The following is an 18087-nucleotide window of genomic DNA, read 5'->3' as shown; positions in this document are numbered from 1 at the left end:
GTGGAAGTTGAACACATATATGGAACCTGATGGTGGAACACTGCCGCTTTCTCGCGGGCAGTTGGATATCTGGCTGTCCCAGGAGAGCGGCCTTGCCGGCACCGAGTGGCAACTCGGCCTTTTGGGGCGAATTGACGGCGCGGTGCAGCGAGACCTCCTGGAGCGGGCGATCCGCCAGGCCCTCCAAGAGGCGGAGCCGGCCAGGGCTGCGTTCGTCGAGGTCGACGGCCAGGTCTTCCAGAAGGCGGTTGACTACTCCGATCTGGAGTTGGTGTTCCACGACGTCAGGGGCTCCGCCGATCCCGTGCAGAAAGCCCGGGAGATGGCGTCGGCGATTCAGCACACGCCCCTGCCGCTGACCGGCCAGCTCGTGAAGTTCGCGCTCTTCCGGACGCGGCAGGACGAGTACTTCCTGTTCGGGCTGGGACATCACATATCTGTCGACGGCTTGGGCATGGCACTGGTCAGTCGACGGATCGCCACGATCTACACGGCGCTGGTCTCGGGAGAGCCGGTGCCGCCGGCGTACTTCGGCACACTGCAGGATCTCGTCGACTGCGAGACGGAATACCAAGCATCCCAGAGCTTTCAGGATGATCTGGCGTACTGGCAGGACAACCTTCCATCTGAAGGCGGTGTCGACCAGGGACCGCCCTCGGCGGAGAACGGTCGGGACGCGTACGCGCCCTCGGCCTCGGTCGAAGTTGACCGGGTCGCCGTGGGTCACATAAAAGAACTGTCCAAGAGGCTGCGGGTCCGTCGCTACTCCGTGACCACCGCGGCGTGCGCACTTCTGGTGCGGGCGTGGACCGCCAACGCCTCAGAGGTGGCACTCGACTTCCCGGTCAGCAGACGCGTGACGCCGGAGTCGAAGACCCTGCCGGCGATGCTCGCCGGGGTGGTGCCGTTGGTGCTGAAGGCGCCACCGGACTGGACCCTAGGCGAATTCTGCCAGCACGTCGATTCGCGTATCCGAGAACTGTTGCAGCATCAGCGTTTTCCCGTGCACACCCTCAACGGCGGGTCCCGGCAGGCGTCGAACCGGGTGGCGGTCAACTTCATCCCTTCCCGTCTCACCCTGGACCTGGCCGGCGCCCCCGTCACGGTGTCGTACACCAACCATGGACCGATGGGGCACTTCGGCTTGTTCTTCATCGGGGCGAGTGACCAGCTCTTCCTGAGCACGGCGGGCACCGGGCGCCCGTTCGCGGACTTCGAGGTCTCCGATCTGGCCGACCGCATTCAACGAGTCCTGGTGGAGATGGCCGCCGACCCGGAGCGGCCGCTGTCTTCACTGGACCTGCTGGGCGGGCACGAACGTGCCGAGCTGGCCGAGATCGGCAATCAGGCTGTGCTCACCCGGCCCAAGGCGGCGCCGGTCTCGATACCCGACTTGTTCGCCGAACAGGTGGCCGCCGCGCCCGATGCCGCCGCACTGACCTTCGAAGGCCGCACGCTGACCTACCGCGAGCTCGACGAGGCGGCGAATCGGTTGGCGCATCTGCTGGCAGCCCAGGGAGTCTGCCCGGGCGAGCGGGTCGCTCTGTACTCGAACCGTTCGGCCCGGGCCGTCGTCGGAATGCTGGCGATACTCAAAACCGGTGCGGCGTACGTGCCGATCGACCCGGCCGTGCCCGCCTCGCGGATGGAGTTCATCCTGGCCGACGCTGCACCGATAGCCGCCGTCACCACCGCGAAACTACGGTCACGGCTCGACGGCTACCGCGGCATCGTGATCGACATCGACGATCCGGCGATCGAGGCGCAGCCCGGCACCCCGGTGCAGGCGCCTGCGCCTGCCGACATCGCATACGTGATCTACACGTCGGGAACCACCGGCACGCCCAAGGGCGTAGCGGTCACCCACCACAACCTGACCCAGCTGATGATCTCGCTGGACGCCAGCCTGCCGCGGCGAGCAGTGTGGCCGCTGTGCCACTCGCTGGGCTTCGACGCCTCGGTGTGGGAGATCGGACATGCCCTGCTACGGGGCGGCCGTCTGGTAGTGGTGCCTGAATCGGTGGCCGGCTCTCCCGAGGACTTCCATCGGCTGCTGGTCGCGGAGGGGGTGAGCGTCTTCACCCAGACCCCGTCCGCCGTGGCGATGCTGTCCCCGCAGGGCCTGGAATCTGCAGTGCTGGTGGTGGCAGGCGAGGCGTGCCCGACCGAGTTGGTGGATCGCTGGGCGGCAGCCGGTCGGGTGATGTTCGATGCCTACGGCCCGACCGAGACCACGATCTGTGCGGCGATGAGCGCACCGCTGCAGGCCGGAGCGGCCGAATCCGTCGTTCCCATCGGCTCACCCGTGCCCAGCGCCGCACTGTTCGTACTGGACACCTGGATGCAGCCGGTGCCGACCGGCGTGGTGGGTGAACTGTACGTTGCCGGGGACGGGGTGGCATGCGGATACCTCGGCAGGCCGGATCTGACGGCCTCGAGGTTCGTGGCGTGCCCGTTCGGTGGTGTGTCAGGACAGCGGATGTATCGCACCGGCGATCTGGTGCGGTGGGGCGAGGACGGCCAGCTGCAATATCTGGGCCGTGCGGATGAGCAGGTCAAGATCCGCGGGTACCGCATCGAACTCGGTGAGGTGCGTTCCGCTCTCGCTCGGGTGGACGGGGTGGAACACGCCGCGGTGATCGCCCGAGAGGACCGCGTCGGCGACAAACGGCTCGTCGGGTATGTCACCGGAAGCGTCGACCCCGTGGAAGCCCGGGCCCAACTGGCGGAACAACTTCCGCCATATATGGTGCCCGCCGCGGTGGTGGTGCTGGCCGCGATGCCGTTGACGGCCAACAACAAACTTGACACCCGCGCGTTGCCGGCGCCCGAATACCAAAGCGGGAACACCGAATACCGGGCTCCGGGCAATGCGGTCGAGGAGATCCTGGCAGGCATCTATGCCGAGGTCCTCGGCTTGGAGCGGGTCGGCGTGGACGATTCGTTCTTCGATCTGGGTGGCGACAGCATCCTGTCGATGCAGGTGGTGGCGCGGGCCCGGGCGGCGGGAGTCTGGTGCCGGCCGCGTGACATCTTCGTCGAGCAGACCGTTGCCCGGCTCGGCGGCGTGGCCAAGCTCGCCGGGGGCGAGGCCGTCATCGACGAGGGCATCGGTGCGGTCGACCCGACACCGATCATGCAGTGGCTTCAGGACGTGCCCGGCCGCATCGACCAGTTCAACCAGACCTTGGTGATCCAGGCCCCGGCCGGGGTGACCCAGTCCGATGCCGAGATCGTCCTGCAGGCACTGCTGGACCGGCACGCCGCGTTGCGGCTGCGGGCCGAGGTCACAGACGCCACGGGCAGAACCAGAACCGACGGCAGTGGTGACTGGTCGCTGACCGTTCCGGACAAGGGGACCGTCAGCGCCCGCGACTGCCTGACCGCGGTCACGCAGCTGTCGGACGAAGCGGTGCGGGTCGCGCGGGCGCGGCTCAACCCCGCCGATGGGGCGATGGTGCGTGCCTTGTGGGCGCAGGACACCAATCAACTTGCCCTGATCATCCACCATTTGGCGGTCGACGGTGTGTCCTGGCGAATCCTGTTGGAAGACTTGAACATCGCCTGGGTGCAGCACAGCAATGGGCAGTCGGTGGCATTGCCTACCGGTGGTACGTCGTTGGCCCGCTGGTCCGAGTTGCTGGCCGAACGCGCGCGGGACACCGATGTCGTGCGGCACGCCGACACCTGGCGGACAGTCGCGTCGACCCCGGCCGCGTTGCCACCCGTTCAGCCGGAGTTGGACACCTTCGCCAGCGCCGGGCGGCTGACCGTGGCTTTGGATGAAGCGACCACCCGGATGCTGTTGGGAGAGGTCCCTGCGGCATTCCACGCGGGGGTGCAGGACATTCTGTTGATCGCTTTCGGCATGGCCTGGGCGGAGTTCTCAGGTGCCGGCAGTGTGCCGATCGGCATCGATGTCGAGGGTCACGGGCGCGCCGAAGATCTGGCGCCCAATGTCGATCTGTCCCGCACCGTGGGCTGGTTCACGGCCAAGTACCCCGTGGCGCTGACTGTGGGCCGGGTGCCCTGGACACACGTGACCGCCGGTGCCGCGGCTCTCGGACCGGTGATCAAGGCCGCGAAGGAACAGCTGCGGGCCCTGCCCGACGGCTTGACCTACGGGCTGTTGCGTTACCTCAATCCGGATGTGGACCTGGGTGCATCCGACCCGACCGTTGGATTCAACTACCTCGGTCGACTGGGTGTGGGCGCGGTGGACCTGTCCGAGGACCTGTGGCGGATCAGCCAGGACAACCTGTCGATGACCGAGGTGGCTTCGGCGGTTCCGATGGCGCTGGCCCACAGCGTGGAACTCAACGCCGGCACACTGGAAGGCCCGACTGGCCCCCGGCTGCAGGCCAATTGGATGTGGGCGCCTTCGGTGTTGAGTCGTGAACAGGTTGACCTGCTCAGCCGGCTCTGGTTCGAGGCCCTAACCGGCATCTGCGCCCACGTGGGGTCCGGCGGCGGCGGCCTCACTCCGTCGGATGTCGTCCCGCTGCAGCTGACCCAGGGACAGGTCGACGAGCTCACCCAGCAGTACCGGATCGCCGATGTCCTTCCGCTGACCCCGCTGCAGAAGGGACTGCTCTTCCAGTCCAGCGTCGCCGACGATGCCGGGACCGTCGGGGACGACGTCTACGCGGTGCAACTGGCGGTGACCGTCACCGGTGAGCTCGACCCACAACGGCTACGCCAAGCGGTGAGTACGGTCATCGCGCGCCATCCCAACCTGGCAGCGCGGTTCCACGACCAGTTCGGCGAGCCGGTACAGGTACTGGAGGCCGACCCGGTCACCGCGTGGCAGTACGCCGAGCCGGCCGACACCGCAGGAGATGTCGACGATCGGCTTGAGCAGTTGTGCGCTGCCGAACGCCGCGCCGTCTGCGATCTGGCCGAGCAGCCGACCTTCCGGGCCGCGCTGATGCGCACCGGCGACGAGCAGCACAAGCTGGTCCTCACCATTCACCACATCGTGATCGACGGCTGGTCACTGCCGATCCTCCTGCAGGAGATCTTCGCCGGGTACTTCGGGCACCGGCTACCCTCGCCCGCCTCCTACCGCAACTTCGTCAGCTGGCTGGCGGGTCAGGATCACGTGGCGGCAAAGGTCGTGTGGCGCGACGTCCTGGCCGGGTTCGAGACTCCCACCCTGGTCGGGCCCCCGACGCCGGTAGGACCCCGGGGCACCGAGTCCTACCGCCTGCCTGCCGAGATCACCCGGGCACTCACCGAGCTGGCCCGGTCACAGCGCACCACGGTGAACACCGTGCTGCAGGCGGCCTGGGCGCAGGTGCTCATGGCACTTACCGGGCAGCGCGACGTGGTCTTCGGCACCGCGGTATCGGGACGGCCGGTCGATCTGCCGGGCGCCGATTCGATGATCGGCCTGCTGATCAACACGGTGCCGGTCCGGGCCAGCATCAATGCGGCCAGCACCGTGGCCGATCTGCTGGACCAGCTGCAGCGGGTGCACAACGACACCGTCGAGCATGAGCACCTGTCGCTGGCCGAGATCCATCGAGCGGCAGGGCACGACCGGCTGTTCGACACGCTCTTCGTCTACGAGAACTACCCGATCGACACCCAGGCGCTGCTGGGCGCACAGGAGTTGGGCATCACCGACTTCACCAGCCGCGAGTACAACCACTATCCGCTGTCGGTGGTGGCGATGCCAGGGGAGGAGCTGGGACTGCGGATCGAGTTCGACAGTGGCGTGTTCGGTACGGATGATGTTGTGGCCCTTGCCAATCGGATGCGGCATGTGCTGAATACCATGGTCGCCGATCCGGCTCGGACATTGGCATCGATCGATCTGCTCGACGCCGATGAGCACGGCCGACTGGACAACTGGGGCAACCGCGCAGTCCTGACCCGGCCGGCGACCGAGCCGGTATCGATTCCGCAGCTGTTCGCCGGGCAGGTGGCCCGTGACCCGGCCGCGGTGGCGCTGACCTGCGATGGCCGGTCGATGACCTACGGCGAGCTCGATGATTCATCAAATAAGTTGGCGCAGTTGCTGTCCAGCCGTGGCGCCGGCCCCGGTGGGCGGGTGGCGATGCTGCTGCCCCGCAATGCCGAGGCCGTCGTCGCGATCCTGGCCGTGGTGAAGACCGGGGCGGCCTATGTACCGATCGACCCGGCGCATCCCGATGCCCGTATCGAGTTCATGCTCGCCGACGCCGGCCCAGTCGTCGCGATCACCACAGCGGGGCTGCGCCACAGGCTGGAGCCATCCGGTGTGCCCGTGCTCCAGATCGACAACCACGATTCTCATCCCGGCGCCGAACTGCCTGCCGCAACTGTTGAATCACCGCTCGCCGTGGTGCCCGACGACGTGGCCTACATCATCTACACATCAGGAACCACCGGCGCGCCGAAGGGAGTGGCGGTCACGCACCGCAACGTCACCAGACTGCTCGAGGCCCTCGGCACCGAACTGTCGGTGGGCCGGGTCTGGAGCCAGTGCCATTCGCTGGCGTTCGACTATTCGGTCTGGGAGATCTGGGGCCCGCTGCTGTCCGGCGGCCGGCTGCTGGTCGTGCCCGATTCGGTGGTCCGCTCGCCCGAAGATCTGCATGCGCTGCTGGTCAGCGAGAAGGTCAACGTCCTGAGTCAAACTCCGTCGGCGTTCTACGCCTTGCAGACCGCCGACGCGCTGGCGCCCGAACTGGGGCGTGAACTTGAGTTGCAGACCGTGGTGTTCGGTGGTGAAGCGCTGGAGCCGCAACGTCTTTCGGTTTGGCTGCGGAGTCACCCCGGGCTGCCCCGGATGATCAACATGTACGGCATCACCGAAACCACGGTCCACGCCTCGTACCGTGAGATCGGCCGTGCCGACGTCGAGGGCAACTCCAGCCCGATCGGCGTGCCGCTGGAGCACCTGGCCTTCTTCGTGCTCGATGAATGGATGCGGCAGGTCCCGGTAGGCGTGGTCGGCGAGTTGTACGTGGCCGGTGCCGGTCTCGCCGCGGGTTATGTGGGCCGTCCGGATCTGTCGTCGAAGCGATTCGTGGCGTGCCCGTTCGGAGCTCCCGGACAACGGATGTATCGCACCGGTGACCTGGTGCGGTGGGGCGCGGACGGGCAGTTGCGCTACGAAGGCCGCGCCGACAAGCAGGTGAAGATCCGCGGCTACCGCATCGAACTCGGTGAGGTCCAGGCCGCGCTGGCCGGCGTGGACGGAGTGCAGCAGGCGGCGGTGATCGCCCGGGAGGACCGTCCCGGCGACAAGCGTCTCGTCGGCTACGTGACCGGATCGGCCGACCCGGCAACGGCCCGAGCCCTGCTGGCCGAACGCCTTCCGGCGTACATGGTCCCGACCGCGGTGGTGGCGTTGGACGCATTGCCGCTCACGGTGAACGGCAAGCTCGACACCCGGGCGCTGCCTGCGCCGGAGTATCAGGATGCCGATCGGTACCGGGCACCGCACGACGCCGTCGAGCAGATTCTGGCCGGCATCTACGCCCAGGTGCTGGGCGTCGAACGGGTGGGTGTGGACGATTCGTTCTTCGACCTCGGCGGGGACAGCATCTCGTCGATGCAGGTGGTGGCCCGCGCCCGGGCCGCGGGTCTGGTCTGCCGACCGCGTGACGTGCTGGTCGAACAGACGGTGGCCCGGTTGGCCCAGGTGGTGGCAGCCGCGGACGGCCAGACCGTGGTGGTCGACGAGGGCATCGGCCCGGTCGTGGCCACCCCGATCATGCGGTGGCTGCACGAAATCGACGGGCCGGTAGCCGAGTTCAACCAGACCGTGGTGCTGCAGGCGCCCGATGGCGTCACCGAGGGCGACGTGGTGATGGTGCTGCAGGCCCTGCTGGACCGGCACGCCATGCTGCGCCTGCGGGTGCAGACGGCCGCGGACGGCGCGTGGTCGCTGACCGTGCCCGAACCGGGCGCGGTGAACTCCGGCGCCTGTGTGCATGTCGTCGGCGAATTGTCCGACGAGGCGCTGCGCGCTGCGCGGTCACGATTGAACCCCACGACCGGGGCGATGCTGACGGCACTGTGGGTGCCCGGTACCGCAACCCTGGCGTTGATGATTCATCACCTCGCCGTGGATGCGGTGTCCTGGCGAATCCTGTTGGAAGACTTGAATATCGCCTGGGCTCAGCATCGCAGCGGCCAAGCGGTGGAATTGCCCGCCCCGGGCACGTCCTTTGCCCGCTGGTCGTCGGTGCTGAACGAACACGCCCACAGCCCGGAGGTGGTCGAACTGGCGCCGGTCTGGCAGCAGGTGGCCGCCACCCCAGCCGCACTGCCGGCGGTGCAACCGGCGGTGGACACCTACGCCGCCGCCGGGCAACTGTCCGTGGAGCTGGATGCCGACACGACCGGCCAGCTGCTCGCTGCGGTCCCGGCCGCGTTCCACGCCGGTGTACAGGACATCCTGCTGATCGCCTTCGGGCTGGCGGCGGCGGAATTCCTGGGCGCCGGTGCTCAACCGATCGGAATCGATGTCGAGGGTCACGGCCGAGACGAGGACCTGGCCGATAGCGTCGACCTGTCCCGCACCGTGGGCTGGTTCACCAGCAAGTATCCGGTGGCGTTGGCTCTGGACGAATTGTCCTGGGAGCAGGTGACTTCGGGTGAGGACGCGCTGGGTGCGGTCATCAAGGCCGCGAAGGAACAGTTGCGTGCTCTGCCCGACGGCCTGACCTACGGACTGTTGCGCTACCTGAATCCCGATGTGGAGCTGGACGGTCCGGATCCGGCCTTCGGCTTCAACTACCTCGGCCGGCTCGGGGCGGGCGCCGGTGAGCTGTCCGACGAGCTGTGGCGGATCGATCAGCAAGCGGTGTCGATCACCGCGTCGGCCACGGCGGTGGACACCCCGCTGGGCCATACCTTGGAGCTCAACGCCGGCACGTTGGACGCCGGCGCCGATGGCGGTCCTCGGCTGCATGCGACGTGGACGTGGGCTTCGTCCGCGCTGGACCACGAGCGGGTCGAGACGTTGAGCCGGCTGTGGTTCGAGGCGCTGGCCGGCATCTGTGCCCATGTCCGGAACGGCGGCGGCGGACTGACCCCGTCGGACATCGCCCCGGCGAGTCTGACCCAGCCTCAGATCGATGAGCTGCAAGGCGAATCCGCGATCGCCGACGTGTTACCGCTAACCCCGTTGCAGCAGGGCCTGCTGTTCCACACCGAAGAGGGGCAGGCGGGCGACGATCTGTACGCGGTGCAGCTGGACATCACCGTGGCAGGTCCGCTGGATCAGGACCGCCTTCGTGCCGCTGTGCAGGGCGTGATCACCAGGCGCCCCAACGTGGTCGCGCGCTTCTGCGAGGACTTCGGCGTACCGGTGCAGATCCTCCCGGCAGAGCCGGAGCTCGCCTGGCAGTACCTGGATCTCAGCGATACCCCAGAACAGGTCGTCGAACAGCGGATTCAGCAGTTCTGCGCCGCCGAGCGCGCCGCTGTCGCGGGGTTGGGCGACCAGCCGCCGTTCCGGGCCGCAGTGCTCCGGACCGGGGACGACCAGCACCGGTTCGTACTCACCAACCACCACATCGTGCTGGACGGCTGGTCGAAGCCGATCCTGTTGCGGGAGATCTTCGCCGGCTATCTCGGCGGCCGGCTACCGGCCCCCGTTCCCTACCGGCGATTCGTCACCTGGTTGGCCGAGCAGGACACCAGCGCCGCACAGGCCGTGTGGAGCAAGGTTTTTGATGGGTTTGACAATCCCGCGCTTGTCAGCACCCCGGGGCGGGTGACCCTCGGCCGACGCGGTGTCGAATCCTTTCAGCTGTCGGCCGAGACCACGCAGGCCATCGGCGAGCTGGCGCGTACCTGCCACACGACGGTCAGCACGGTGTTGCAGGCCGCGTGGGCGCAGCTCCTGACGTGGCTGACCGGCCAGTACGACGTCGCATTCGGCACCGCGGTGGCCGGCCGGCCGGCAGATCTGGCCGGCGCCGAGTCGATGGTCGGGCTGTTGATCAACACGGTGCCGGTGCGCGCGAGGATCACGCCGGCGACCACTGTTGCCAGCCTGCTCGAAGAGCTGCAGGGCGTCTACAACGACACCTTGGATCATCAGCACTTGGCGCTGAGCGAAATTCATCGCGTCGCCGGTCACGACCAGTTGTTCGACAGCATGTTCGTCTACGAGAACTACCCGATCGACACAGCCGCGCTGTCCGGGGTCGGCGACCTGACGATCACTGGTTTCACCAATCGCGAATACAACCATTATCCACTTTCAGTGCAGGCGGTTCCAGGGCATGAACTGGGATTTCGCGTCGAATTCGATTCTGATGCCTTCGATTCGGTGCGCATTGGGAGATTGGTCGCACGGTTCAGGCGGGTACTGGATGCGATGACCGCAGACACGAGGGAGCAGTCATGAGCAACGGTTCCAGCCGGACGCTGTTGTCGTTCGACCTTCTCGACGACGGTGAGCACAGCCGCCTCGACGACTGGGGCAACCGGTCGGCGTTGAGCCGTCCGTCTTCCGAACCCGTCACCGTACCCGTCCTGTTCGCCGCCCAGGTGGCCCGCAGCCCGGAGTCCGTGGCGCTGGTCAGCGGCGACCGATCGTGGAGTTATCGCGAGCTCGATGAGAAGTCGAATCGGCTGGCGAACCTGTTGGCCGATCACGGAGTCGGGCCGGGTGAAACCGTTGCATTGCTGATCTCCCGTTCCGCTGAGGCGATCGTGTCGATCCTGGCCGTGCTCAAGACCGGAGCCGCCTACCTGCCTATCGACCCCGCACATCCGGATGACCGGATCGGCTTCATGCTCACCGATGCGGCACCCGGCATCGCCGTCAGCACCGCGGAACTGCGTACCCGGCTGGACGGCGGGGAGGTGCCGGTAGTCGACGTCGACGATCCTGCCGTCGAGCGTCAGCCGTGCACCGCGCTGCCGGGCCCGCAACCAGACGACCTGGCCTACATGACCTACACGTCGGGCACCACCGGTGTGCCGAAAGCGGTAGCGGTGACTCACCGTAACGTGACTCAGTTGGTGGAGCGCCTGCATGCTGATCTGCCTTCGGAGCCGGGACAGGCGTGGTCGCAATGGCATTCGCTGGTGTTCGACGTCTCGGTGTGGGAGATCTGGGGTGCCCTGCTGCACGGCGGACGACTGGTGATCGTCCCGGAGGCTGCCGCGAGCTCGCCGGATGACCTGCAGAATCTGGTGCTCGCCGAAAAGGTGAGCGTGTTGTGCCTGACGCCCTCGGCGGCGGGCATGCTGTCGCCGGAGCGGCTGGAATCGACCACCCTGGTGGTGGCGGGCGAAGCCTGCCCCTCCGAATTGGTGGAGAGGTGGGCCCCTGGCCGGGTCATGATCAACGCGTACGGGCCCACGGAGGCAACCGTTTACGCCGCGATGAGTGCGCCGTTGATGACGTCGGAGACGGCCGGTGCGATCGTGCCCATCGGCTCCCCGGTCCCGGGTGCGGCGTTGTTCGTGCTCGACCAGTGGCTCCGCCCGGCGCCGGAGGGCGTGGTCGGTGAGCTGTACGTTGCGGGTGCCGGGGTGGCAGTCGGATATGCGCGTCGGGCCGGGCTCACCGCATCGCGATTTGTCGCGTGCCCGTTCGGCGGCGCCGACGCTCCCGGAAGCGTCATGTACCGAACCGGCGATCTGGTCAAGTGGAGCGATGACGGGCAGCTGCAATACCTGGGCCGCGCCGACGAGCAGGTCAAGATCCGCGGCTACCGCATCGAACTGGGAGAGGTGCAGGCCGCACTTGCCGGGCTCGATGGGGTGACCCAGGCCGTGGTGATCGCCCGCGAGGACCGCCCCGGCGACAAACGGCTTGTCGGTTACATCACCGGAACGGCCGACCCGGCCCAGATGCGTGCGGCGCTGGCCAAGCGGCTGCCCGCCTACATGGTGCCCGCCGCGGTGGTGGTGGTCGACGCCTTCCCTCTGACGGTGAACGGCAAGCTCGACAAGCGGGCGCTGCCGGCGCCCGAATATCGCACTGCCGGAGCCGGATACCGGGCACCGAGCAACCCGGTCGAGGAGATCCTGGCCGACATCTATGCCCAGGTGCTGGGCCTGGACCAGGTCGGTGTCGACGACTCATTTCTGGACCTGGGTGGTGACAGCATCCTGTCGATGCAGGTGGTCGCCCGGGCCCGGGCGGCGGGCGTGCGATGCCGGCCGCGCGACATCTTCGTCGAGCAGACCGTGGCCGGGGTCGCCGAGGTCTCGGTGTTCGCCGATCCGGAGCATGCGGTCGTCGACGAGGGCATCGGCCCGGTGTCGGCCACACCGATCATGCGTTGGCTGCGCGACGTGCAGGGCCCCGTCGATCAGTTCAACCAGACAGTCGTGCTGCAGGCGCCCGATGGGGTGACCGAGGACGATGTGGTGGTCATGGTGCAGGAGCTGCTCGATCGACACGCCACCCTGAGAATGCTCGCTGAAACCGATGCCGATGGCGAATGGGCGCTGAGCGTGCCCGAAAAGGGTGCGGTCGACGCGCGCGACCGCATGTCCATCGTCGCGGAGTTGTCCGACGACGCGCTGATCATGGCGTTGACGCAGCTGGACCCGGCCGGCGGGTCGGTCCTGCGAGCGCTTTGGGTGCCTGCCACCAGCCAGCTTGTGCTGATGATCCACCACCTGGCTGTTGACGGGGTGTCCTGGCGAATCTTGCTGGAAGACTTGAACATCGCCTGGGCGCTGCACCACGGAGGGCAGCCGGTTCGGCTGCCGCAGGGCGGGACGTCGTTCGCCCGTTGGTCGCACCTGCTGGCCGAGCATGCCGGCGACGCGAAGGTTGTCGCGCATGCCGATGAGTGGCGCAGGGTGCTCGAAGTTCCCGCTCCTCTGCCGCCGGTGCGGCCGGACGTGGATACCTACGCCAACGCCGGCCAGCTGTCGGTGGAGCTGGATGTCGAGACCACCCGCCAGCTGCTCGGGCCGGTTCCTGCGGCATTTCACGCAGGGGTGCAGGACATTCTGTTGATCGCATTCGGCCTGGCATGGGCCGAGTACCTCGGCACCGGCAGCCTGCCGATCAATTTCGACGTCGAGGGTCATGGCCGCAGTGAGGACATCGGGGGAGCGTGTCCTGACTCCGATGTCGATCTCTCGCGTACCGTGGGCTGGTTCACCACCAAGTATCCGGTCGCGTTGGCAACGCCGGAACTGCCCTGGGCTCAGGTGATTTCGGGGGACGTCGAGCTGGGTTCGGTCATCAAGGAGGCCAAGGAGCAACTGCGGGCCCTGCCCGATGACCTGACCTACGGGATGCTCCGCTACCTCAACCCCGATGTGGCACTGGATGGACCGGACCCGACGATCGGGTTCAACTATCTGGGCCGCCTCGCCGTTGGGATGGCCGACCTCGGCGAGGACCTGTGGCGCATCGACCAGGACGCGTTGTCGACCACCGGTGTTGTGTCAGAGGTACCCATGCCGTTGATGCACACGGTGGAACTCAATGCCGGCACCACGGACACCGATGCCGGCCCGAGCCTGCAGGCCGCGTGGACATGGGCCCCCTCTGTCGTCAGCCGGGATCAGGTGGACCGGCTCAGCCGGTTGTGGTTCGAGGCGTTGAAGGGCATCTGCGCCCACGTGCACTCCGGTGGCGGCGGGTTGACCCCATCGGATGTCCTTCCGGCGCAACTGACTCAGAGTCAGATCGATGAGCTGGCACAGGAATACACCGTCGCCGACGTGCTGCCGCTGACTCCGGTGCAACAGGGGTTGCTGTTCCATTCCACGTTCGCCCGAGGCCGCGGCGCCCACGATGACGTGTATGCGGTGCAGCTCGACATCACCATCGCCGGGATCGTCGACCAGCACCGGCTGCGGGACGCACTGCACACTGTGGTCGCCCGGCATCCGAATCTGGCGGCGCGATTCTGCGGGCAGTTCGGTGATCCAGTGCAGGTCATTCTTGCCGACCCGGTTATGGCGTGGCGGTACCTGGATCTTCGCGGGGACGACCTGACATCCGACGAGGAGGTCCGTGCGCTCTGCGACGCAGAGCGGGACGCGGTCTGCGACCTCTCCGAACGGCCGACATTCCGGGCCGCGCTCATCCGCACCGCGGGCAACGAGCACCGCTTCGTCCTGACCTTTCACCACATCGTGATCGACGGCTGGTCGCTGCCGATCCTGTTGAAGGAGGTCTTCGCCAGCTACTTCGGGCAGCGGCTTCCCGCTCCGGCGTCCTACCGCAACTACGTCAGCTGGCTGGCCGGCCAGGATCTTGACGCCTCCCGAGAAGCCTGGCGAAACCTGTTGGACGGCTTCGAGACTCCGACCCTGGTCGCGCCTCCGGCCGAGCCGGGCCCCCGAGGCATCGAGACCTACCGAGTGTCAGCCGAGACGACCGCGGCGCTCGGTGAGCTCGCACGCGCGCAGCGCACCACGGTGGCCACCGTGCTGCAGGCCGCCTGGGCGCAACTGCTGATCTGGCTGACCGGACAGCACGATGTCGCCTTCGGTACCGCGGTGTCGGGCCGGCCCACGGACCTGGCCGGTGCGGATTCCATGGTGGGCCTGCTGATCAACACCGTCCCGGTGCGAGCCCGCACCACCGCGGCCACCACGGTGGCCGAGCTGCTGGACCAGCTGCAACGCGCCCACAACGACACCCTCGAGCACGAACACTTGGCGCTCACCGAGATTCACCACCTCGCCGGCCACGAGCGACTGTTCGACACCTTGTTCCTGTACGAGAGCTACCCGATCGACACCGCTGCGTTCATGGGTGTGCAGGAGTTGACCGTCACCGAGTTCAACAACCGCGAGTACAACCACTACCCGCTTTCGATGATGGCCTTGCCTGGGCACGAACTGGGCCTGCGCCTCGAATTCGACAGCGACGTGTTCGATGCCCGTCAGATCGAAGCGCTGGTCGAACGGTTCCAGCGACTGCTGGTGGACATGATCGACGATCCGGCTCGCCGGCTCTCTGCGATGGACGTACTTGAGAGCGCCGAGCATGACCGGCTGGACACGTGGAGCAACCGCGAGATCCTGGCCCGACCGGTGAGTGCACCGGTCTCGATCCCGGAGATGTTCAGCCGGCAGGTGGAACGTGATCCCGGTGCGCCGGCGCTGACTTTCGAGGATCGCGTGCTGACCTATGACGAGCTCGACGAGGACGCCCGCAGGTTGGCAAATCTGTTGGCGCTCATGGGTGCCGGTCCGGGCGAAACCGTGGCGCTGCTGGCGCCGCGGTCCGACCTGGCGATCGTGGCCATCCTGGCAGTGCTCAAGACCGGGGCGGCCTACCTGCCGATCGACCCGGCGGTGCCGGCCACCAGACTGGAGTTCATGCTGGCCGACGCCGCACCGATCATCGCGATCACGACGGGCGAGCTGCGATCCCGGCTGGATGGGGCGGACGTGCAGATCGTCGAGGTCGATGATCCCGCCGTGGAATCCGCGGGCCTGATCTACCCCACGACAAACCTGCTACCGCCATCTGCCGATGACACCGCCTACCTGATCTACACGTCGGGAACCACCGGGACTCCCAAGGGCGTGGCCATCTCACACGGCAACGTGACCCAGGTGCTGGAACATCTGCATCCGGATCTGCCCGCGGGATCGGGACAGGTTTGGTCGCAATGGCATTCACTGGTGTTCGACGTCTCGGTGTGGGAGATCTGGGGCGCGTTGCTGCACGGGGCCAGACTGGTGATCGTGCCGGAGTCGGTGGCCGGTTCACCGAATGATCTGCACGATCTGCTGGTCGCCGAAGGGGTCAGCGTGCTTTACCAGACGCCGTCCGCTGTGGGGATGCTGTCGCCGGAGGGTCTGGAGAACACCGCTCTGGTGGTGGCCGGAGAAGCCTGCCCCAGCGACGTGGTGGATCGCTGGGCGCCGGGCCGGGTGATGATCAACGCGTACGGACCGACCGAGGCCACGATCTACGGCGCGATGAGCGCACCCCTGATCGCAGGCACTGCCGGTGGTGCCGTTCCGATCGGGTCACCCGTCCCCTCCGGTGCCACGTTCGTCCTGGATGAGTGGTTGCGTCCGGTGTCCGCCGGTGTGGTCGGCGAGCTCTACCTCGCTGGCCGCGGCGTCGGCGTCGGGTATCTCAACCGGTCCGCGCTGACCGCATCACGTTTCGTCGCCTGCCCGTTCGGCGGCGCCGACGCTCCCGGACAGGTCATGTACCGAACCGGCGATCTGGTCAAGTGGGGTGACGACGGACAGCTGCAATACCTGGGCCGTGCCGATGAGCAGGTCAAGATCCGCGGCTACCGCATCGAACTCGGCGAGATCCAAGCCGCCCTCGCCGAGCTTGACGGAGTGACTCAGGCCGCGGTCGTCGCGCGCGAGGACCGCCCCGGCGACAAGCGTCTGGTCGGCTACATCACCGGCAACGCCGATCCGACCCAGTTGCGCAAGGAACTCGGCGAACGGCTGCCCGCCTACATGGTGCCGACGGCGATCGTTGTCCTGGAGGCACTGCCTCTGACCGTCAACGGCAAGCTCGATCGCCGTGCCCTGCCCGCGCCCGAGTATCGGGACGCCGCCCGTTACCGCGCCCCGGCCACCCCGGCCGAACAGACGCTCGCCGGCATCTACGCCCAGGTGCTGGGCTTGGACCGGGTCGGTATCGACGATTCGTTCTTCGACCTCGGCGGCGATTCGATCTCCGCGATGCGGGTGATCGCCGCAGTCAACACCGCATTCGACGCCCAGCTCTCGGTGCGCTCGCTGTTCGAGAAACCGTCGGTGGCGGCATTGGGCCTCCAGTTGACCACCGAGGCCGGATCCGAGGCGGTGGCCACCCCAACCGGAGTCAGCTTCGCGTCGGTGCACGGCACTGTGGTCAATGAGCTCTACGCCCGTGACCTGACCCTGGACAAGTTCATCGACGCGGCCACCTTGAGGACCGCGCGGGCCCTGCCGCGACCCAACGGGCAGGTGCAGACAGTTCTGCTTACCGGCGCCACCGGATTTCTTGGACGCTATCTGCTGCTGGACTGGCTCAAGCGACTACGCCGGGTCGACGACGCCGTGATCTGCCTGGTGCGGGCCGACTCCGACGAAGAGGCACGCCGGCGTCTGGAAGCCACCTTCGACACCGACCCGGTCCTGCGCAGGCACTTCCAGGAGCTCGCCGCCGAACGCCTCGAGGTGATCGCCGGAGACAAGGGCGAACCAAACCTCGGACTCGACGATCAGCGCTGGCGACATCTGGCTGAGCGCGTCGACCTGATCGTCGACTCCGCTGCCTTCGTCAACAGCGTGCTGCCCTACCGAGAACTGTTCGGGCCCAACGTCGTCGGGACGGCCGAGTTGATCCGCTTCGCGCTGACCAACAAGCTCAAGCCCTACAACTTCGTCTCGACCTCCGATGTGGGTCGCCAGATCGAGCCGTCGAAGTTCACCGAGGACGCCGACATTCGGTTCACCAGCCCGCTCCGCACCCTCGACGCCGGGTACGCCAACGGCTATGGCAACAGCAAGTGGGCCGGCGAGGTTCTGCTGCGTGAGGCACATGATCTCTGCCACCTGCCGATCGCGGTGTTCCGCTCCGGCATGATCATGGCCGACCCGACTTATGCGGGACAGTTGAACCTCACCGACACGGTGAGCCGAATGGTGCTGAGCATCGTGGCCACCGGTGTTGCGCCCGAATCGTTCTACCGGCTCGGAGACGACGGCCAACGGCAACGCGCGCATTTCGACGGACTGCCCGTGGACTTCGTCGCGGAAGCGATCACCACATTGGGCTGGGAGGTGGCCCGTGCGTCAGCCGGCTTCGAGACCTATCACGTGATGAATCCGCACGACGACGGTATCGGGATCGACACCTACATCGACTGGCTGATCGAGGCCGGCTACCCGATCGAACGTGTCGCCGATTTCGGCGAGTGGTTGCGGCGGTTCGAATCCGGCATGAGGGGATTGCCGGATCGGCAGCGGCAGAACTCGGTCCTGCAGATGCTGACTCTGCTTCAACAGCAAGGCGGCGTTCTCCGCGCCCCCGAGCCGACGCTGGGCTCCTACGCGCCGGCCGACCGGTTCCGCGCCGCGGTCCGACGGGCGAAAGTCGGCGCAGCAAATGATATTCCGCGTGTGACACCGGAGGTCATCGTGAAGTATGTGACGGACCTGCAGCTGCTCGGGATGCTCTAG

Annotated in this window: 2 protein-coding genes; both read left to right on the top strand. The window is 67.1% G+C overall.

The genetic code is table 11. The annotated features are described in order from the left end of the window. Positions 1-19 precede the first annotated feature (19 nt). Positions 20-10354, top strand: coding sequence for a non-ribosomal peptide synthetase (locus EH231_RS28670; RefSeq protein ID WP_124713806.1), 10335 nt, complete (start codon positions 20-22; stop codon positions 10352-10354). Then, complete coding sequence (locus EH231_RS28665) at positions 10351-18087, top strand: non-ribosomal peptide synthetase (RefSeq protein WP_124713805.1); 7737 nt, start codon at positions 10351-10353, stop codon at positions 18085-18087. Before EH231_RS28670 ends, EH231_RS28665 begins: the two co-directional genes overlap by 4 nt.

Origin of the sequence: Mycolicibacterium nivoides, assembly GCF_003855255.1 — a bacterium.
Taxonomy (GTDB): Bacteria; Actinomycetota; Actinomycetes; order Mycobacteriales; family Mycobacteriaceae; genus Mycobacterium; species Mycobacterium nivoides.
Note: the sequence above shows the minus strand (reverse complement) of the source record. Positions and strands in the feature narration are given on the sequence as shown.

Bases quoted from the DNA above. Each gene is read 5' to 3' on its own strand.
- EH231_RS28670 (WP_124713806.1), top strand. From the start codon at position 20: ATGGAACCTGATGGTGGAACACTGCCGCTTTCTCGCGGGCAGTTGGAT.
- EH231_RS28665 (WP_124713805.1), top strand. From the start codon at position 10,351: ATGAGCAACGGTTCCAGCCGGACGCTGTTGTCGTTCGACCTTCTCGAC.